This is a genomic window from Mycobacterium sp. URHD0025, from assembly GCF_000426065.1.
Lineage (GTDB): Bacteria > Actinomycetota > Actinomycetes > Mycobacteriales > Mycobacteriaceae > Mycobacterium.
The window spans coordinates 1-23,332 of the sequence record NZ_AUEQ01000025.1 but is presented as its reverse complement, the minus strand read 5'-3'; the positions used below and the strand labels follow the sequence as shown (position 1 = coordinate 23,332).

The following is a 23,332-nucleotide window of genomic DNA, read 5'->3' as shown; positions in this document are numbered from 1 at the left end:
TCGTGGGGCCCAGACGGACAGCTGCGCTATCTAGGCCGTGCCGATGAGCAGGTCAAGATCCGTGGCTACCGCATCGAGTTGGGTGAAATCCAGGCCGCGCTGAGCGCTGTGGACGGTGTCGAACAGGCAGTGGTGATCGCCCGCGAAGACCGGCCCGGCGACAAGCGGCTGGTCGGCTACGTCACCGGCACCGCCGACCCGGACAAGGCGCGTACCGCACTTGCCCAGACACTGCCGCCCTATATGGTGCCCACCGCCGTCGTGGCCATCGAAACGTGGCCACTGACCGTCAACGGCAAACTCGACAAAAAGGCTCTACCCGCACCGCAATACCAGCACACCGACCAACACCGAGCCCCGACCACGCCCACCGAGGAAATCCTGGCCGGCATCTACGCCCAGATCCTCGGCCTGAACCACGTGAGCGTGGATGCGTCGTTCTTCGAACTCGGAGGCGACAGCATCCTGTCGATGCAGGTGGCCTCCCGCGCTCGTGCCGCGGGTCTGACGTGTCGCCCACGCGACATCTTCGTCCAGCAGACCGTGGCCCGACTCGCCGAGGTTGTCCAAGCGAGCGATCACCCCGAAGAGCCTGCTGACGAGGGACTCGGCCCGGTGGTCGCAACCCCGATCATGCGGTGGCTCAAAGACCTGGAACGTGCCGGTGGGCCGATCGACCAGTTCAACCAGACGGTGCTGTTCCAGGCCCCCGCGGATGCCACCGAGGCCGATGCCGTAATCCTGTTGCAGGCCTTGATCGATCGACATGGCATGCTGCGATTGCGTGCCGAAGACGACGGCGCCGGCGCATGGTCGCTGACTGTGCCCGCCGCGGGGGAGATCCACGCCGCCGGGTGTATGCGTACGGTTGACGTGCTGTCCGAAGAAGCGCTGGTAGCAGGGCGACGTGCACTGAATCCCGCCTCCGGGGCGATGCTCAGCGCACTGTGGGTGACTTCCACGAGGCAACTGGTGTTGATCGTTCACCATCTGGCTGTCGACGGCGTGTCATGGCGAATCATGTTGGAGGACCTCAACATCGCCTGGGCACAGCACCGCCGCGGAGAACCGGTGGCCATACCGCCTGCAGGCATGTCGTTCGCCCGATGGGCCGGCCTGCTGGCTCAGTTCGCGCTCGCCCCGCAAGTGACCGACCAGGCACACGTGTGGCGGCAGGTCGCGGCCACACCGCCGGCGCTGCCCGCCCCGCAATCCGAGGTGGACACCTACCGGACCGCCGGGCGGCTGTCGATGACGCTGGACGCCGGGACCACCCACATGCTGCTCGGTGAAGTACCTGCGGCATTTCACGCAGGTATCCAAGACATTCTGTTGATCGCATTCGGATTGGCGGTGGCCGAATTCACGCGTGCGGGCGGCGCCCCGATTGGCATCGACGTCGAGGGCCACGGCCGCCACGAAGACCTGGGTGGACCATCCGACCGCGCTGTGGACCTGTCGCGCACGGTCGGATGGTTCACCACGAAATATCCGGTGGCGCTCGCGACCGGCGCATTGCGCTGGGCCCAGGTGGTCGCCGGTGACGTCGCGCTCGGCGCGGTGATCAAGGACGCCAAAGAGCAGCTCCGCGCTCTGCCCGACGGCCTCACCTACGGTCTACTGCGCTACCTGCGCCGCGACGTGGACCTTTCTGGACCCGACCCGGCGATCGCGTTCAATTACCTGGGCAGGATGGGTGGAACCGCCGGCGACGCCTCCGGCGATCTCTGGCAGATCCATTCTGAGGGATTGGCGTTGGCCCGCACTGCCGGCGCGGTGCCCACGTCGCTCGGGCACACCGTCGAACTCAACGCCGCGACTGTCGACACGGACACCGGTCCACAGCTGAACGCCGACTGGACGTGGGCGCGCTCGGTGCTCGATGACGAGCAGGTCAACCGATTGAACCAGTTGTGGTTCGAGGCCCTGGCCGGCATCTGCGCGCATGTGCGATGTGGCGGCGGTGGATTGACTCCATCGGACATCACCCCCGCCGTGTTGAGCCAGGACGAGATCGACGAGCTCAGCCTGCGACACCGTATCGCCGACATCCTGCCGCTGACCCCACTACAGCACGGACTGCTCTTCCATGCCGACACCGCACAGGGCTCCGGCGATGTGTACGCGATGCAGCTGAATGTCGCGCTCAGCGGCCCACTCGACGCGCAGCGGCTACGAGACGCGGTGCACGCGGTCGTCCGGAGGCACCCGCAGCTGGCGGCCAGATTCTATGGCCAGGCCGAGCAACCGGTTCAGGTGATCCCCGCTGATCCCGACGCGCCTTGGCGACATATCGCCCTGGAAACCAACGGTATTGGCGTGGACGTACAGATCCAGGACATCTGCGCCGCGGAACGTTCCGCGGTATGTGACCTCGAGAACCAGCCCGCGTTCCGGGCCGTCCTCATTCGCATCGACGAGGATCGGCATCGGTTCGTACTGACCGCTCATCACATCGTGCTCGACGGCTGGTCGATGCCGATCCTGCTCCAGGAGATCTTCGCCGGTGTCAGCGGACAGCGCCTGCCCGCGGCCGCACCGTATCGCAGCTTTGTCCGCTGGCTCTGCGAGCGTGATCGTGTCGGTGCCCATGACGCATGGCGTGAGGTACTGGCCGGATTCGAAACGCCGACGCTGGTGGGCCCACCGGGCCGAGATGGACCAGGGTTGCGAGGTGTCGCATCTTTCCGGTTGACCGAGGCGATTACCCGGGCGCTCGGCGATCTGGCGCGCTCGCATCACACCACCGCCAGCATCGTGTTCCAGGCGGCGTGGGCGCTACTGCTCGGCACTCTGACCGGCCGGCAGGACGTGGCTTTCGGCACCACCGTCTCTGGCCGCCCTGCCGAGGTTCCCGGCGCGGATTCCATGGTGGGCCTACTGATCAACACGGTGCCGGTGCGGGCGACCCTCCACCCCGCCACCACCACCGCAGACCTGCTTGAGCAATTGCAGGGCGCCCACAACACCACCCTCGAACACCAACATGTGGCGCTCAGCGACATCCACCGCATCACCGGACAGGACACCCTGTTCGACACGCTCTTGGTCTTCGAGAACTACCCGGTCGACGCCACCGCCCTGTCGGGCGTCGACGGTGTGACCATCACCGAGCTCGACTTCCGCGAATCGAACCATTACCCGCTCGCGGTGCAAGTTCTGCCGGGCCGCGAAATGGGTCTGCGCGTCGAATTCGACACCGAGGTATTCGATCTCGGTGCCGTCGAGGCCTTGATCGAACAGCTGCGTGCGCTTCTGACGGTGATGACTGCCGACCCGCGTCGGCCGCTGTCCTCGGTCGATCTGCTCGACGACGCCGCGCACGCCCGTCTCGACGAGTGGAGCCACCGGGCGGTATTGACCGCTCCGGTCCAAACCTCGGTCATTGCGTCGATTCCCACATTGTTCGCCGAACAGGCGGCCCGGACGCCGGACGCTGTGGCGGTGACTTGCGACGGCCGATCGATGACCTACCGGCAACTCGATGAGGCCGCCGAGCAGTTCGCCCAGGTGTTGTCCGCACATGGTGCCGGCCCCGGCCAGGTTGTGGCGCTGCTGTTCTCCCGCTCGGCTGAAGCCATCGTCGCGATTCTGGCGGTCCTGAAAACCGGTGCGGCCTATCTGCCGGTGGATCCGGCTCTGCCGCCGGCTCGCATCGATTTCATGGTGGCCGATGCCTCGCCCGTCGTGGCGGTCACCACGGCCGGGCAGCGGCCGCGCCTGCATGGTCTCGACCTTCCCGTCATCAACATCGACGACCCGGTCGACGTGCGGCCGGGATCTGCGCTGCAGGCCCCAGCGGCCGATGACATCGCGTACATCATCTACACCTCGGGAACCACCGGCGTCCCGAAAGGCGTTGCCATCCCGCACCGCAACGTGCCGGGCCTGTTCGGATCCCTCGGCCCCCACGTGTCGTCAGGCCCGGGACAGGTATGGACGCAATGGCACTCCTACAGCTTCGACGTCTCGGTTTGGGAGATCTTCGGTGCGTTGCTCCATGGCGCACGCCTGGTGGTGGTCCCGGAAACGGTCGCCGCGTCGGCCGACGAGTTCCACGGGCTGCTGGTGGCTGAACACGTCACCGTGTTGAGCCAGACACCATCGGCTGCGGGCATGATCTCGACGGAAGGACTCGAGTCGGCGGCGCTGGTGGTGGCCGGTGAGCCGTGTCCCTCCGAGCTGGTGGATCGCTGGGCGCCCGGCCGGGTGATGATCAACGCCTACGGCCCCACCGAGGCAACCGTGTATGCATCGATCAGCGCTCCGCTCACCATCGGTTCGGTGGTGCCGATCGGCGCTCCCGTCGCCGGGGGAGCGCTGTTCATATTGGATGCCTGGTTGCGCCCGGTGGCGCCCGGTGTCATCGGTGAGCTGTACATCGCGGGACGCGGTGTGGGGACCGGATATTGGCGCCGGGCCGCCCTGACCTCGACGCGGTTCGTCGCCTGCCCGTTCGCCGGCGCGGGATCTTCTGGACAAAGGATGTACCGCACCGGCGATCTGGTGCGATGGGGCTCCGACGGTCAAGTGGAATACCTCGGACGTGCCGATGAGCAGGTCAAGATCCGCGGATACCGCATCGAGTTGGGCGAAGTCCAGGCTGCGCTCGCCGCTCTCGACGGAGTGACCCAAGCCGTCGTGATCGCGCGCGAAGACCATCCCGGTGACAAGCGCCTCGTCGGCTACATCACCGGAACAGCCGAGCCGGGACAGATCCGGGCCCGGCTGGCCGAGCGCCTGCCGGGCTACATGGTGCCGTCTGTGGTGCTGGCTCTCGATGCGGTTCCACTGACGGTGAACGGCAAACTCGACAAACGCGCCCTGCCGGCACCGGACTTTTCCGGCACCGGCCACTATCGGGCCCCGGCCAACCCGGTCGAGGAGATCCTGGCCGACGTCTTCGCGCGGATACTGGGCCACGACCGCGTCGGTGTCGACCATTCGTTCTTCGATCTCGGCGGGGACTCGTTGTCGGCCATGCGTCTGGTCGCCGCGATCAACAGATCGCTGCGGGCCGGCGTCACGGTGGGTTCGCTGTTCGACTCGCCGTCCGTCGCCCAGCTGGCCGCTCGCCTCGGTGGGCAAGAGTCCCGGCTGGAGCCGTTGGTGGCCGGTGAGCGGCCCACCGTGGTGCCGCTGTCGTACGCCCAGTCGCGGTTGTGGTTCCTGGACCAATTGCAGGGTCCGTCACCGGTTTACAACATGACAGCCGCGTTCCGGCTCACCGGCACACTGGACGTCGAGGCGTTGAGCGCCGCGTTGTCCGACGTCGTGGCTCGTCACGAGTCTCTGCGCACCCTGTTCACCGCTCCCGACGGCATTCCCCGTCAGGTCGTGGTGACCGCCGGACATGCGGAAGTCGCCTGGGACGTCGTCGACGCCACCGGCTGGACGCCGGCTCAGCTGGAGGCCGGTATCGAGGACACATCGCGGCATACCTTCGACTTGTCCAGCGAGATTCCTCTACGGGCCAGGCTTTTCCGCCTGGCCGATGACGAACATGTGCTGGCTGCGGTGGTACACCACATCGCCGCGGACGGCTGGTCGGTGACACCGCTGGTGACTGATTTGGGGCGCGCGTACGTCGATCGGTGTGCAGGGCGAGTCCCGACCTGGACGCCACTGCCCGTGCAATACGCCGATTACTCATTGTGGCAGCGAGCGCAGTTCGGCGACTTCGATGACAGCGACAGCCGAATCGCCGCACAACACGCCTACTGGCGGGACGCCTTGGCGGGCATGCCCGAGCGCATCGATCTGCCGACCGATCGGCCGTATCCGCTGATGACCGATCAGCGCGGCGCCACGATGCCGGTGAACTGGCCGGCCGAGCTTCAGCGGCAGGTCGCCCGGGTGGCTCGTGAGCACAACGCGACCGTGTTCATGGTGGTTCAAGCGGCACTGCTCACGCTGCTTTCCAAGCTCAGCGCGAGTTCCGATGTGGCCGTGGGATTCCCGATCGCCGGGCGGCGGGATCCGGCACTGGATGAACTGGTCGGCTTCTTCGTCAACACGCTCGTGCTCCGCGTCGACCTTAGCGGGGACCCGACCGTCGCCGAGGTCGTGGCCCAAGTGCGGACACGCAGTCTGGCTGCGTTCGACAACCAGGACGTGCCGTTCGAAGTCCTCGTCGAGCAACTGAACCCGACGCGGTCTCTGGCGCACCACCCGTTGATCCAGGTCGCGCTGGCGTGGCAGAACCTCGGCGGCCACGACGTCAATTCTTCGGCAGCCGGGATGGTCTTGGGCGATGTCCAGGTCAGGCGTCTGCCCGTGGACACCCACACCGCCCGAATGGATGTGAATTTCTCACTGGCCGAGCGGCGGACCGAGACCGGTGAGCCGGCCGGTATCGGCGGGACGGTGGAATTCCGCACCGACGTGTTCGACCCCGAGACCATCGAGACGTTCATCACCCGGTTGCAGCGGGTGCTGACCTCCATGACTGCCGACCCGGGCACACGTCTGTCGTCCCTCGATCTGCTCGGCGACGACGAGCGCGCCCGGCTCGTTGCCCTCGGCAACCGCGACGCGCTGATCCGGCCGGCACCCCGGCCGGTCTCGATTCCCGCGCTGTTCGCCGAGCATGTGTCGCGTACCCCCGACGCGGCGGCACTCACGTTCGCCGAACGCTCATGGACCTACCGCGACCTCGATGAATCCGCGAACCGCCTGGCGCACTTGTTGATCGGTCACGGGGCCGGACCGGGGCGGTGCGTCGCGCTGCTGTTCAGCCGATCCGCCGAGGCGGTCATCGCCATCCTGGCCATCTTGAAGACCGGCGCGGCGTATGTCCCGATCGATCCGGCGGTGCCCGATGCACGGCTGGAGTTCGTACTGTCCGACGCCCGCCCGATTGCCGCCGTCACGACCGCAGATCTGGCCGGCAGGCTGCTGGGACTCGGAGTGGCAGTCATCGACGTCGGCGAGATCGAGACAGCAGCATTCCAATCGAGTGAACCGCCGGTGCCGCACGCCGACGATGTCGCCTACCTGATCTACACCTCGGGCACCACCGGTGTGCCCAAAGGTGTTGCCGTCACCCACCACAACGTGACGCAATTGTTGGAGACGCTCGATGCGGGGCTGCCCAGCCCGGGGGTGTGGCCCCAGTGCCACTCCCTGGCGTTCGACGTCTCGGTATGGGAGATCTTCGGAGCCCTGCTCCGCGGCGGACGGGTGGTCGTCGTCCCCGAGGACGTCACCGTCTCACCGGATGACTTTCACGCCTTGCTGGTTCGCGAGCACATCGATGTGCTGACCCAAACACCGTCTGCGGTACGGGTTTTACCGTCAGAGGGGCTGGAATCGGCAGCGCTGGTCGTGGTCGGGGAGACCTGCCCGCCCGAGGTGGTCGATCAGTGGGCACCCGGGCGGGTGATGATCAACGCCTACGGCCCCACCGAGACCACGATGTGTGTGGCGATCAGTGCGCCCCTGGAAGCTGGTCAGCCCGGATCTTCTGTCGTGCCGATCGGCTCGCCCGTTCCCGGGGCCGCGCTGTTCGTGCTCGACGAGTGGTTGCGGCCGGTTCCGGCCGGGGTCATCGGTGAACTGTATGTGGCAGGTGCCGGCCTGGCGTACGGCTATGTCGGCCGGACCGGGTTGACCGCATCACGGTTTGTCGCGTGTCCGTTCGGTGGCGCGGGAACGGCCGCAACCCGCATGTATCGCACCGGAGATCTGGTGTGCTGGCGCACGGACGGGCAGTTGCAGTACCTCGGCCGCGCTGATGAACAGGTCAAGATCCGCGGTTATCGAATCGAACTCGGCGAAGTGCAAGCCGCATTGGCCGGCCTCGACGGTGTGGAGCAGGCCGTCGTGATCGCCCGTGAGGACCGTCCCGGCGACAAGCGCCTCGTCGGCTACATCACTGGCAGCGCCGAACCGGCCGGCGTTCGCGCCGAACTCGCCGACCGGTTACCGCCATACATGGTGCCGGTGGCCGTCGTGGCGCTCGACGCGTTGCCGCTGACGGTCAACGGAAAGCTCGACACCCGAGCACTTCCCGCACCGGACTATGAGGCCGGTGGCGGGTACCGGGCGCCGGGGGATGCCGTCGAGGAGGTCCTCACCGACATCTACGCTCATGTTCTTGGGCTCGAGCGGGTCGGCGTCGACGACTCGTTCTTCGACCTCGGCGGAGACAGCATCTTGTCGATGCAGGTGGTCGCGCGGGCACGTGCGGCGGGGCTGGTGTGTCGGCCACGCGATGTGTTTGTCGAGCAGACCGTGGCGCGGCTGGCTCGGGTGACCGGAGTGGCCGGAGGTTCGCCCGGACCGGTCGATGAGGGCATCGGGCCGGTGTCGGCAACTCCGATCATCCGCTGGCTCAATGACCTCGAGAGCATCGGACCGACCGATGAATTCAACCAGACACTCGTGGTGCAGGCTCCTGCCGGCGCTGTCGAGGCCGATGTCGTAATTCTGTTGCAGGCCTTGGTCGATCGCCACGGCATGCTCCGGTTGCGCACCCGGGAGGACGGCGGCGGCGGGTGGTCGCTGACGGTGCCGGAGGCAGGTTCTGTCGACGCGAGAGGATGCCTGCGTTCGGTGGACGCACTGACCGATGAGGCGCTGGTGGCAGCGCGGTCGCGATTGAACCCGGCCGCCGGGACGATGGTGAGCGCGCTGTGGGTGACCTCCACGAGCCGGCTGGTTCTGATCGTGCACCACCTCGCGGTCGACGGGGTGTCGTGGCGGATCCTGTTGGAAGACCTCAACATCGGCTGGTCGCAGCATCGGGGTGGGCAGTCGGTGATCCTGCCGCCGACGGGCACGTCGTTCGCGCGGTGGGCCGAACTGCTGCACACGCGCGCCGATCACCCGGACGTGGTGGCCCAGGCGAGCGCATGGCGACAGGTGGCGGCCGGCCCTGCGGTGTTGCCGGTGGTTCGAGCCGACGTCGATACTCATCAAACCGCCGGGCAGCTGCGGGTGTCATTGGATACCGCGACAACGCGCATGTTGCTGGGCGAAGTACCCACTGCGTTCCATACCGGCGTCCAAGACATCTTGCTGGTCGCCTTCGGGCTCGCTGTGGCCGAATACTGCGATGCGGCAGGCCATGACGCCACACCGATTGTGATCGATGTCGAGGGGCACGGCCGGGTTGACGATCTGGCCGATTCACGCGATCGGACGATCGACCTGTCGCGCACGGTCGGATGGTTCACGACCAAATACCCGGTCGCCCTCAATTTCGGGGATCGCGCCGGCGGACTGTCCTGGGACCAGGTGAGGGCCGGCGACCCGGCGTTGGGATCAGTGGTCAAAGCCGCCAAGGAACAGCTGCGTTCGCTACCCGATCCACTGACATACGGACTTCTGCGCTACCTGAACGCCGACGTCGATCTCGACGGCGCCGATCCGGCGATCGGGTTCAACTATCTGGGCCGTCTCGGCGGCGGCGCCACCGAAGCCTCCGAGGATCTGTGGCGGATGTCGGTGGACGGCCTGTCGGCCACGGGTGTGACCGCCGCGATACCGATGCCGTTGACCCACACCGTGGCACTCGACGCGGGGGCCCTCGATACCGACGCCGGCCCGCAGCTGCAGGCGAACTGGACCTGGGCGCAGTCCGCACTCGATGACGCACAGATCGATCGGCTCAGCCGCTTGTGGCTGGATGCGCTGACCGGCATCTGCGAACACGTCCGAAACGGCGGAGGTGGACTCACTCCGTCGGACATCGCGCCTGCCCGCCTCACCCAACATGAGATCGACGAGTTGACCCGGCAGTACCGGGTCGCCGACATCCTGCCGCTGACCGCATTGCAGCAGGGGCTGATCTTCCACAGCAGCACCACGCAGGGCCCCGAGGACGACCTCTATGTGGTGCAGTTGGACATCACCGTCGCCGGCGCGCTCAACGAGCATCGGCTGCGCGACGCCGTGCAGGCAGTCGCCACCCGTCATCCGCATCTGGCGGCTCGATTCTGCGAACAGTTCGACGAGCCGGTGCAGGTGATTCCGGCCGATCCCGCCGCAGGGTGGCGCTACGTCGAATTGGGCACAGCCGCAACCGAAGAGCACATTCGACGGATATGTGCCGAGGAACGTGCCGCGGTCTGCGATCTGGCACATCCGCCGGCATTCCGGGTGGCAGTGGTCCGCACCGCGCACGACCGTCACCGGGTGGTCCTCACCAATCACCACATCGTGCTCGATGGTTGGTCGCTGCCGATCCTGTTGCAGGAGATCTTCGCCGCCTATCACGATCGGCGGTTGCCGGCGGCCGCCCCGTACCGCAGCTTCATCGGCTGGCTGGCCGATCGCGACGTCGAAGCTGCGCATGCGGCCTGGCGTGAGGTACTGGACGGTTTCGACAGCCCGACCTTCGTCGGGCCGTCGCAGAAGTCGGAGTTGGGTTTACGGGGAGTGCGGGCGCACCGGCTGTCGGCGCACACCACACGGGCGCTGGGCGAGCTGGCGCGTTCGCATCGCACCACCGTCAACATCGTGTTGCAGGCCGCCTGGGCGCTGTTGCTCGACTCGGTGACCGGCCGGCGCGACATCGCCTTCGGGACCGTCGTCTCGGGGCGGCCTGCCGAGGTGGTGGGCGCGGAGTCGATGGTGGGCCTGCTGATCAACACGGTGCCGGTGCGTGCCGACATCACCGCCGCGACCAGCACCACCGATCTGCTCGAGGCTCTCCAAGTCGCCCAGACGAAGACCCTTGAGCACGAATACCTCTCACTCAGCGAAATCCATCGGATCACCGGCCACGACCGGCTGTTCGACACCCTGTTCGTGTTCGAGAACTACCCGGTGGACACCGGTGCGTTGTCAAACACCGGTGACGGCTTGGAGATCATCGATTTCACGAGCCACGAATCCACCGATTACCCGCTGACGATGCAGGCCATCCCCGGTGATGAACTTCGCCTGCGCCTCGAATACGACACCACCGTCTTCGACGAAGCCGGTATCGAAATGCTCACCAAACGGATCGAGACGGTCCTGGAGGCGATGACAGCTGCTCCGGGTCGGGCGTTGTCATCGGTCGACGTCCTCGATGCTCCTGAGCGAGCGCGCCTGGCGCTGTGGGGGAATCGGGCGGTGTTGTCCGATCTGGTAGCGCCGGCGTCGGTTCCCGAGTTGTTCGCCACGCAGGTGCTGCGGGCTCCTGAGGCGGTGGCGCTGGTGTGCGGCGACCGTTCGTTGAAGTATCGAGAACTCGACGAGTCCGCGAATCGGTTGGCGCACTTGCTCGTCAGTCGCGGAGTCGGCCCCGGAGAGCGGGTCGCGTTGATGTTCCCGCGTTCGGCCGAGGCGATCGTGGCGATCCTCGCGGTACTCAAGAGCGGCGCGGCCTATCTGCCGATCGACCCGGCGCTGCCCGAGGCCCGCGTCGAGTTCATGCTGACCGACTCGGCTCCGATCGCCGCGGTCACCACAACGGAGTTGGCCGAGCGGTTCGACGGCCACGCCATCACGATCTTCGACGTGCGGGACTCGGTGATCGAGGACTGGCCCAGCACGCCGTTGGCGCCGCCCGCACCCGACGACATGGCCCACATCATCTACACCTCGGGCACCACCGGGCAGCCGAAAGGCGTGGCCGTCACCCAGCGCAATGTGGCGCAGCTGTTCAACTCGCTCGAGATCGGCGTGCCGCTGGAACCGGGACAGGTGTGGACGCAGTTCCATTCCTACGCGTTCGACTTCTCGGTGTGGGAGATCTGGGGTGCGCTGCTGCACGGTGGGCGGCTCGTGGTGGTGCCCGACGCGGTGACCCGTTCGCCCGAGGACTTCCACGCGCTCCTGGTGCGCGAACACGTCACTGTGCTGACCCAGACGCCGTCGGCCGTGGGAGTGCTGCCGGTGCAGGGACTCGACGCCACGTCGTTGGTGATCGGTGCCGAGCCCTGCCCGCCGGAGTTGGTGGATCGCTGGGCGCCGGGGCGGGTGATGGTCAACGTCTATGGCCCGACCGAGACCACGATGTGGTTGTGTGCCAGCGCGCCTTTGGAATCCGGCTCGGGTGCTCCGCCGATCGGTGCACCGACGGCATGGGCGGCGTTCTTCGTGCTGGACGAGTGGCTGCGACCGGTGCCCGGGGGCGTGGTCGGCGAGCTGTACCTGGCCGGTGCAGGTGTGGGCATCGGATATTGGCGCCGGGCGGGGCTGACCGCATCGCGCTTCATGGCATGCCCCTTCGGGGAACCGGGCACGCGGATGTACCGCACCGGCGATCTCGTCCGGTGGCGTTCCGACGGACAACTGGATTACTTCGGCCGTGCCGATGAGCAGGTCAAGATCCGTGGGTATCGCATCGAACTCGGCGAGATCCAGTCGGCGCTCGCCGCGCTGGCAGGCGTGGATCAGGTGGCGGTGATCGCCCGCGAGGACCATCCCGGTGACAAGCGCCTCGTGGGGTACATCACCGGCACCGCCGATCCGGTCAAAGCCCGTGCCGCACTTGCCGAACGGCTGCCGGGCTACATGGTTCCCGCCTCGGTGGTGGCCCTCGACGCATTGCCGGTGACGGTGAACGGCAAACTCGACACCCGGGCGCTGCCCGCGCCGGACTATCGGGATGCCGAGCATTACCGAGCGCCGGCAGGTCCGGACGAGGAGATCCTGGCCGGGATCTACGCCCGGGTGCTCGGCGTGGAACGTGTCGGCGCCGACGACTCGTTCTTCGATCTGGGCGGGGATTCCGTCTCGACGATGCGCCTGGTGTCGGCGATCAACGCCGCTCTGAATACCGAACTCTCGGTGCGCACGGTGTTCGAAGCGCCCACGGTTGCGCAGTTGGCGCTGTGTCTCGGTGACCGCGCCGGACAGCCGGATCCGTTGGTGGCCGGTGAGCGCCCCGAGGTGATTCCGCTGTCGTTCGCCCAGAACCGGTTGTGGTTCGTCGACCAGTTGCAGGGGCCGTCGCCGGTCTACAACATGCCGGTGGGCCTTCGGCTTCACGGCCGGCTCGACATCGACGCGTTGGGTGCGGCGCTGGGCGACGTGGTGGCCCGCCATGAGAGCCTGCGCACGCTGTTCGAGGCGCAGGGCGGCACACCCCGCCAGGTGGTGGTGCCGGTCGAAGGGGCCGATTTCGGCTGGACCGTCATCGATGCCACCGACTGGTCGCAGAGTGCACTGGAGGAGGCGATCGGCGACACTGTCCGGTACAGCTTCGATCTCGGTGCCGAGATACCGTTACGGGCGAAGGTTTTCCATGTCGCCGAGGATGAACACGTCTTGGTGGCAGTCGTGCACCACATCGCGGCAGACGGCTGGTCATTGAGTCCGCTGGTTCACGATCTGAGCGTGGCCTACGCCGCCCGGTGCACCGGGCGGGCACCGGACTGGGCGCCTCTGGACGTGCAGTATGTCGACTACACGCTGTGGCAACGTGCGCAGCTGGGTGATCTGGACGACGGTGACAGCCCGATCGCCGCTCAGCTGGCCTACTGGGAAGACACCCTCTGCGGACTTCCCGAACACCTGGCGCTGCCCACCGATCGCCCGTACCCGCCGGTGGCCGATCAGCGCGGTTCCACCGTCGACGTGGACTGGCCGGTCGAGTTGCAGCAGCAGGTGAGCGCGGTCGCCGACGAGCACGGCGCGACCAGCTTCATGGTGATGCAAGCGGCGCTGCTCACCCTGCTCTCCAAATTGAGTGCGAGTTCCGATGTGGCAGTGGGATTCCCGATCGCCGGTCGTCGCGATCCGGCCCTCGACGAGCTGGTGGGCTTCTTCGTCAACAACTTGGTGTTACGCGTGGATCTGGCCGGAGATCCGACCGTGGCGGAGGTGCTGGCCGAGGTCCGTACCCGCAGCCTGGCCGCGTTCGAGCATCAGGACGTGCCGTTCGAGGTGCTGGTGGAACGGCTCAACCCGACGCGTAGCCTCACGCACCACCCGCTGGTGCAAGTGGCGTTGGCGTGGCAGAACCTTCCCTGGCAGGACACCGGCCCGGCCGACGGTCTGCACCTGGGGGACCTGCAGGTGACGCCGTTGCCGGTGGACACCCAGACCGCCCGCATGGATCTGACGTTCTCCTTGGGCGAACGCTGGACCGCCGAAGGCGAACCCGCCGGAATCGTTGGGGCAGTGGAATTCCGGACCGATGTGTTCGACGCAGGCAGCATCGAATCCCTGATCGCGCGCTGGCAGCGAATTCTGGCCGCGATGACGGCTGACACCACCCAGCGGCTCTCGTCCCTCGATCTGCTCGATGAGGCTGAGCACACCACGCTGGATGAGTGGGGCAACCGGGCGGTATTGGTGAACCTCCCGCCCGCCGCGGGCACGACCTCGATCACGGCCTTGTTCGGGGACCAGGTTGCTCGTGCGCCGGAGGCGGTGGCGATCAGTTTCGCCGGCCGCCGCATGACCTATCGGGAAGTCGACGAGGCCGCTACCCGGCTGGCTCGCACGCTGGCTGCTCACGGTGTCGGTCCAGGTACCTGCGTGGCATTGCTGTCGGAGCGCTCCGCGGACGCGGTGGTGTCAATGCTGGCGGTGCTCAAGGCCGGCGGGGCGTATCTACCGATCGACCCTGTATTGCCCGATACGCGAATCGAATTCATGCTCTCCGATGCCGCACCGACGGCCGCGATCGTCACATCCGGACTGGCTGACCGGCTTACCGGGTGCGCCCTCCCGGTCATCGACGTCGGTGATATCGCAGACACCGAGGTTCGCGCCCTCGACAGTCTGCCCAGCACCGCGCTGCCCGTGCCGGGGCCGGACGACATCGCCTACATCATCTACACCTCGGGCACCACCGGCGTCCCCAAGGGCGTGGCGATCACCCACCGCAATGTGACCGGTCTCCTCGGGTCGCCGGACACCTTCCTGGCCGGACAGACCTGGACGCAATGGCATTCGTATGCCTTCGACGCCTCGGTCGAGGAGATCTGGGGCGCGTTGCTGCACGGAGGGCGGCTGGTGGTCGTCCCCGAATCCGTGGCCCGCTCGCCAGAGGACTTGCAGACCTTGCTCGTCGAGGAGCAGGTCGACGTCTTGAGCCAGACGCCGTCGGCCGTCGCGCTGTTGTCGCCCGAGCGTTTGGGCGCGCTGTCGTTGCTGGTGGCCGGTGAGGCCTGCCCCGCCGAAGTGGTGGACCGCTGGGCGCCCGGGCGCTTGATGGTCAATGCCTATGGTCCGACTGAGACCACGATATGTGCGTCCAGGACAACGGCTTTGGCGCCCGAAACCGGTTCGCCCTCGATCGGGGTGCCGGTTGAGGGCGCGGCGCTGTTCGTGCTCGACCGGTCGCTGCGTCAGGTGCCGACCGGAGTGGTCGGAGAGTTGTATGTCGCCGGCCGCGGTGTGGGAATCGGCTATCTGGGCCAGGCGAATCTGACCGGATCGCGTTTTGTGGCTTGCCCGTTCGCCGGCGCGGGATGCCCTGGTCAGAGGATGTACCGCACCGGTGATCTGGTGCGCTGGGGTACCGATGGGCAGCTGCGGTACGTGGGCCGGGCCGATGAGCAGGTCAAGATTCGTGGGTATCGCATCGAACTGGGTGAGATTCAGGCAGTCCTGGCCGGGCTGGACGGCGTCGATCAAGCGGCCGTGATCGCTCGTGAGGATCGGCCCGGCGACAAACGGCTGGTGGGCTACGTGACCGGGACAGCGGATCCGGCCAAGCTGCGCACCCAGCTGGCCGAGCAGCTTCCGGCGTATATGGTCCCGGCTGCGGTGGTCACCTTGTCGTCGCTGCCGTTGACCGTCAACGGCAAGTTGAACACCCGGGCCCTGCCGGCACCCGAGTACTCCGACATCGACCGGTACCGCGCTCCGGGGACCGTCACCGAAGAGATCCTGACCGGGATATACGCTGCCGCGCTGGGTGTGGAACGGGTCGGGGTCGACGATTCGTTCTTCGATCTGGGCGGGGATTCGCTGTCGGCGATGCGTGTGGTCGCCGCGATCAACACCGCTCTCGACACGGGACTCGCGGTGCGGGTCCTGTTCGAGGCACCGACAGTGACGCAATTGGCGCCACGCATCGGTGGTGAAGAGGCTCGCTTGGACCCGCTGGTGGCCGGGGAGCGGCCGACGGTGATCCCACTGTCGTTCGCTCAGTCCAGGCTGTGGTTCCTGGACCAATTACAAGGTCCGTCACCGGTTTACAACATGGCCACCGCACTGCGGATCAGCGGTGCGCTGGATGTCGACGCGTTGGGTGTCGCGCTGGCCGACGTGGTGGCCCGGCACGAAAGCCTGCGTACCGTCTTCCCGGCAGTCGAGGGCATTCCGCGTCAGTCGGTAGTGCCGATCGAGCACGCACACTTCGGCTGGGACATCGTCGACGCCACCGAGTGGCCGGCGGAGCGGTTGCACGACGAAATCGGCGAAGCGGCCCGTCACACGTTCGATCTGTCCCGTGAAATCCCGTTGCGGGCCAAGCTTTTCCGCCTCTCCGGCGATGAACACGTGCTGGCCGCCGTTGTGCACCACATCGCTGCCGACGCGTGGTCTCTCACGCCACTGGTCGCCGACCTCGCGGTGGCCTACGCCGGACGGAGTGCCGGGCAGGCCCCGGCGTGGGCCGACCTGGCCGTCCAGTACGTCGATTACACACTCTGGCAGCGCGCCCAGTTCGGCGATCTCGACGACAGTCAGAGCCGCATCTCCACACAGCTGACCTCCTGGCACGATGTGCTGGCCGGGATGCCCGAACGGGTGGAACTGCCCACCGATCGTCCGTATCCGCCGGCGGCCGACCAGCGCGGCGCCATCGTCTCCCTGGACTGGTCCGCCGAGTTGCAGCAGCAGGTCGCCCGCGTCGCCCGTGAGCACAACGCGACCAGCTTCATGGTGATCCAGGCTGCGCTGCTGACGCTGCTGTCCAAGCTCAGCGGAAGTTCCGATGTGGCAGTCGGTTTCCCCATCGCGGGGCGACGCGATCCCGCACTCGACGAGCTGATCGGCTTCTTCGTCAACACTCTGGTACTGCGGGCCGACCTGGCCGGGGACCCGACGGTCGCGGAATTCCTGGCGCAGGTGCGGGCGCGCAGTCTGGCCGCCTACGATCACCAGGATGTGCCGTTCGAGGTACTCGTCGAGCGGCTCAACCCGACCCGGTCTCTGACCCATCACCCGCTGATTCAGGTGGCGCTGGGATGGCAGAACGTTCCCGGTCAATCCACCGGCGGCCTCGCACTCGGTGACCTCGAGGTCAGCCAGATGCCCGCGGACACCCACACCGCGCGCATGGATCTGAGCTTCTCCCTGGCCGAACGGCGAACCCACACCGGTGAACCCGCCGGAATCGCCGGGACGGTCGAATTCCGCACCGACGTGTTCGACACGGCCACCGTCGAGACGATGATCAAGCGATTCGAATCGGTGTTGTCGGCGATGACCGCCGATCCCGACCGGCGCCTGTCCTCGATCGACCTGCTCGATGCCATCGAGCACGCTCGTCTCGATGCGATGGGCAATCGGGCGGCCCTGGCAGGGACCGTGCCGCCTTCGGATCGAGTGTCGGTCCCGGGCTTGTTCACCGCACGGGTCGCCGAAAACCCAGACGCGGTCGCGGTGAGCTTCGACGGCCTCTCGTTGACTTACCGCGGGCTCGACAAGGCGGCGAACCGGTTGGCGCACGTGCTCATCGGACAGGGCGCCCGGCCCGGTCGCTGTGTGGCCCTGCTGCTGGACCGCTCCGCGGATGCGATCGTCGCGATGCTGGCGGTGTTGAAGACGGGGGCTGCCTATCTGGCGGTCGACCCGACGCTGCCCGCGTCGCGAATCGATTTCATGATGGCCGATGCCGGACCGGTCGTCGCCGTCACCACCGCTGTCCTGGCAGATCGGCTGGGCGGGCACCGCTTACCGGTGATCGATGTGGGCGACCCGGCCGTCGCGAACCAGCCCGACACCGAACCCGCGTACCTGGCCCAGGCGGCCGCCGCGGAAGATATCGCCTACCTCATCTACACCTCGGGCACGACCGGCCTGCCCAAGGGCGTCGCCGTCACTCATCACAACCTGACGCACCTGGCTCGGTCCACGCCTGAGCACCTGCCGGCGAACCAGGTTTGGACGCAGTGCCACTCGTACGCGTTCGACTTCTCGGTATGGGAGATCTGGGCTGCGCTGTTGGGCGGTGGACGCCTGGTCGTGGTGCCCGAGGCGGTCGTGAGCTCACCCGACGATTTCCATGCCGTTCTGATCAGCGAGCAGGTCAACGTACTCACCCAGACCCCTTCGGCCGCAGGGGCGTTGTCCCCGGAAGGGCTGGAGCCGGTCGCGTTGCTGCTCGGTGGTGAGGCCTGTCCGGGTGAGGTGGTCGATCGCTGGGCCCCCGGGCGGGTGGTGATCAACGCCTACGGACCCACCGAGGTCACGGTGTACGCGTCGATGAGCGCACCGCTGGAAGCCGGTTCGGGCGCCGCACCCATCGGGGCGCCCGTCCCGACATCGGCCTTGTTCGTACTGGACGAGTGGCTGCGCCCGGTACCCCCCGGAGTGGTCGGCGAACTCTACGTGTCCGGCGACGGAGTGGCGTGCGGATACCTGGGCCGGGCGGGACTGACCGCAGGGCGGTTCGTGGCGTGCCCGTTCGGTGAACCCGGGCAGCCCGCAACGCGCATGTACCGCACCGGAGACCTGGTGAGCTGGCGTGCCGATGGCCAGCTTCAGTATCTGGGCCGCGCCGACGATCAGGTCAAGATCCGTGGCTATCGCATCGAACTCGGCGAGGTGCAGGCGGCATTGGGCCGACTGGACGGAGTAGGGCAGGCCGCAGTGGTCGCCCGCGAAGACCATCCGGGCGTCACGCGGCTGGTCGGCTACGTCACGCAAGACGCGCCCGGTGTGGTGGACCCGGCGGGTATGCGAAGCGCGCTGACCGACCGACTGCCTCCCTACATGGTTCCGGCGGCGATCGTGGTCCTGGACGCGTTGCCGTTGACGGTCAACGGCAAACTCGACACCCGCGCCTTACCCGCGCCGGAATACCAGGACGCCGACCAGTACCGTGCCCCGGAGACGGCCGTCGAGGAGATCCTGGCCGGGATCTACGCCGAGGTGCTCGGGCTCGAACGGGTGGGGGTCGACGACTCGTTCTTCGACCTGGGCGGCGACAGCATTCTGTCCATGCAGGTGGTGGCCCGGGCCAGAGCGTGCGGTGTGATGTGCAGGCCCCGTGACATTTTCGTCGAGCAGACTGTTGCGCGGCTGGCGCAGGTGGCCGGGGTGTCCGGCAACGACAGCGGTCCGGTCGACGAGGGCGTCGGTCCGGTGGGGCCGACCCCGATCATGCGGTGGCTCGAAGAGGTGGACCGGGCAGGTGGCCTGGTCGACGAGTTCAACCAGACCGTGGTGGTGCAAGCGCCGCCGGCAGCCACGGTGTCCGACGTCGAGGTGCTGCTGACCGCCCTGCTGGACCGGCATGCCATGCTGCGCCTGCGTGCCCAAGACGACGGGGACGGACGCTGGTCGTTCACGGTGTCCGAGAAGGGTTCGGCACGAGCGCATCTCGTGTCCGTGGATGCGTTGTCCGACGAGGCGCTGACCGCCGCCCGGTGCCGGCTGAACCCGGCCGCCGGGGAGATGGTGAGCGCCCTGTGGGTGCCGTCCACCGGCCGGCTGGTGTTGACCATCCATCACTTGGCGGTCGACGCGGTGTCCTGGCGGATTCTGCTCGAAGACCTCAACATCGCGTGGGCTCAGCGTTGCCACGGGCAACCGGTGGTCCTCCCGACGACCGGCACTTCATTCGCACAGTGGGCAGCGCTGCTTGCCGAGCATGCTCGCGCCGCGACAGTGAAGGATCAGGCCGACGATTGGCGACGCGTTCTCGCGACGCCGTCGGCGTTGCCCGCGGTGCGGCCGGAATTCGACACCTACGCCACCGCGGGGCAACTCACCGCATCGTTGGATGTCGAGACGACCCGCGTGCTGCTCGGCGAGGTTCCGGCCGCGTTCCACGCCGGCGTGCAAGACATTCTGCTGATCGCCTACGGGCTGGCGCTGGCGGAGTTCTTGGGTGTCACCTTGCCGGTCGCCATCGACGTCGAGGGGCATGGCCGCGAAGAAGAACTGGCCTCAGCCGGCGACCAGAGTGTCGATCTGTCCCGCACCGTGGGTTGGTTCACGGCCAAATACCCGGTGTTACTGAGTGTTCGAAAACCCGGCGCCGGACTGCGCTGGTCTGATGTGGTGGCGGGGGATCCGGCACTCGGCCGCGTGGTCAAGGACGCCAAGGAACAACTGCGTGCCCTGCCCGACGCAATGACCTACGGCTTGTTGCGCTACCTCGACCCGGACACCGATTTGTCCGGAGTTGAACCCGGCATCGGTTTCAACTATCTCGGCAGGCTGGGCGGGGCGGGAACGGCCCAGTCCGAGGATCTCGATGGACTCTGGCAGGTCAGCCGCGACGGTGCGCCGGTCGCCGCGGCTGCTGCGGCGATCTCGATGCCACTCGGACATACCGTGGAACTCAACGCGAGTACCGCCGAAACCGAGACCGGCCCAAGTCTTCACGCCGCCTGGACGTGGGCTCCCTCGGCCCTCGACGAGACCCAGGTCAGCCGACTGAGTCAGCTCTGGTTCGAGGCGCTCAAAGGCATCTGCGCGCACGTCGCCGGCGGCGGAGGCGGCCTGACGCCGTCCGACATCACCCCTGCCCGCCTGGCTCAACCCGAGATCGATGAGCTGAGTAGGCATCACCGGGTTGCCGATGTCCTTCCGCTGACCCCCCTGCAACGGGGACTCCTGTTCCAGGCCAATGCAACTCGCAGCAACGATGACGACGTCTACGCCATGCAACTCGACGTCACCATCACCGGCCCACTGGATCCGCAGCGACTGCGCGGGGCGGTGCGCACCGTGGTGAACCGCCATCCGAACCTGGCCGCCCGCTTCGACAAGCGATTCGACGAACCGGTCCAGATCATTTTGGCCGATCCGAGTGTGCCCTGGCAGTACCACGATATGACCACGGACACAGAGCAATCCACCAGTTCGGGACTCACGTCCGAGGAGCAGATCCAGCGGTGGTGCGCCACCGAACGTGCGGCGGTCTGCGACCTGATGCACGAAACCGCGTTCCGTACGACACTGATCCGGACCGCGGACAATGAGCACCGATTCGTGATGACCTATCACCACATCGTGCTCGACGGTTGGTCATTGCCGATCCTGCTGCAGGAGATCTTCGCCGGCTACTACGGGCAGCGGCTTCCTGCCGCAGCGCCCTACCGCAGATTCGTCACGTGGATGGCCGATCGGGACGTCGACGCCGCGCACGCCGCGTGGCGCGAGGTTCTGGCCGGCTTCGCCGCGCCGACTCTGGTCGCGCCGGGCCGGACAGCACCAGGACGACGTGCCACCGAGACATTCCGGATACCCGTCGAGACAACCCGTGCTGTCAACGAACTCGCGCGCACACAACACACCACCGCCAACACCGTGCTCCAAGCGGCCTGGGCGCAGGTACTCACGTGGCTGACCGGCCGACACGATGTCGCTTTCGGCGTCGCCGTATCAGGTCGGTCGGCCGATGTGGCGAGTGCGGATTCGATGGTGGGCCTGCTCATCAACACGGTGCCGGTTCGGGCCACCATCACCGCGGAGACCACGATCGCCGGCCTGCTCGATGAACTGCAACGCCGGCACAGCGACACCCTCGACCATCAGCATCTGGCGCTCAACGAGATCCACCGGGCGACCGGTCACGATCAATTGTTCGACACCTTGTTCGTCTACCAGAACTATCCGGTGGAGACCGTGGCGTCATCGATGGCCGACGGGCTGGCCATCACCGCGGTCAACGGTCGCGAATACAACCACTACCCGCTGACCCTGCAGGCCATGCCCGGCAACGAGCTGGTGCTGCGGGTCGAATTCGATACGAGTGCGTTCACCACGAAACGGGTGAACAAAGTCGTCGCACGGTTCCGGCGGGTGCTGGAGGCCATGACCGGAGAGGTACAACAATTGTGACTGCCGACGCCAACCGGCGATTGTTGTCGATGGATATCGATGACGAGGACGAGCTCGAGGAGCTCGACGAGTGGGGGAACCGGGCGGCGTTGAGTGCGGTGGCGCCGCGGCCGGTGCCGGTGTCGGTTCCGGTGCTGTTCGCTCGGCAGGTGGCTCGTGACCCGGAAGCGGTTGCGGTCACCTTCGAAGACACTCACACGACGTACAGGGACCTCGACCATGCCGCCAATCGGTTGGCGCACTTGCTGGTTGAGCGGGGTGTGGGGCCTGGCCGGCGGGTGGCGTTGTTGCTGTCGCGGTCGGTTGAGGCGGTCGTGGCGACCTTGGGGGTGTTGAAGGCGGGTGCGGCGTATGTGCCCATCGATCCGTCGATGCCCGATGCGCGTGTGGATTTCGTGCTGGCCGACTCCGAGCCCGTGGTCGCGGTGACCACCGCCGATCTCGCCGAACGGTTGGACGGCTCTGCGTTGACCGTCATCCTCGCGAATGACGTCGCGTTGGCCGGTCAGCCCGCTACCGCGCCGAAAGTGGATGTGGCGGCTGATGATGTCGCGTATGTGATCTATACCTCGGGTACGACGGGTGTGCCCAAGGGTGTGGCGGTTGCGCATCGGAATGTGGCGCGGTTGCTCAGTGCCGTGGATGGTGAGCTGGGGTTGTCGGCGGGTCAGGTGTGGACGCAGTGTCATTCGTTGGCTTTCGATTTTTCGGTGTGGGAGATTTTCGGGGCACTGCTGCACGGCGGCAGGTTGGTGGTGGTGCCCGAATCGGTGACCCGTTCACCCGAGGAGTTCCACTCCCTGCTCGTCGATGAACGGGTGAGTGTGCTGAGCCAGACTCCGTCCGCGTTTTATGCGTTGGCGGCGGTGGACGCGGCCGGTCCGGACAGTCGGCTGTCACTGGAGGTTGTGGTGTTCGGCGGCGAGGCGTTGGACCCGCCGCGCCTGAGCCCGTGGCTGACCGAACATCCGAGGCTGCCGCGGCTCATCAATATGTATGGGATCACCGAGACGACGGTGCATGCCTCGTTGCGGGAGATCACTACTGCCGATGTGGGCAACGGAGTTTCGCCGATTGGTGTGCCGTTGGCTGATCTGGCGTTTTTCGTGCTCGATGGTTGGTTGCGTCCGGTGCCCGCCGGTGTGGTGGGTGAGTTGTATGTGGCCGGTGCGGGTTTGGGTTATGGCTATGTGGGCCGGCCCGGGTTGAGCGCGTCGCGGTATGTGGCGTGTCCGTTCGGTGACGCCGATGCTCCGGGGATTCGGATGTATCGCACCGGAGATCTGGTGTCGTGGGGCCCAGACGGACAGTTGCGCTATCTGGGCCGTGCCGATGAGCAGGTCAAGATCCGTGGCTACCGCATCGAGTTGGGTGAAATCCAGGCTGCGCTGAGCGCTGTGGACGGTGTCGAACAGGC

General features: G+C 66.8%; 2 protein-coding genes. Both read left to right on the top strand.

Annotation, left to right across the window (positions count from 1 at the left end; translation table 11 throughout):
• Window positions 1–21,915, top strand: a 21,915-nt coding sequence (locus tag H977_RS0128230) for a non-ribosomal peptide synthase/polyketide synthase (protein ID WP_029110997.1), incomplete at its 5' end; no start/stop codon positions are given.
• Window positions 21,912–23,332 (top strand): amino acid adenylation domain-containing protein (locus tag H977_RS34125; RefSeq protein WP_036477578.1); only part of this gene is annotated, 1,421 nt, incomplete at its 3' end. The genes H977_RS0128230 and H977_RS34125, both read left to right, overlap by 4 nt.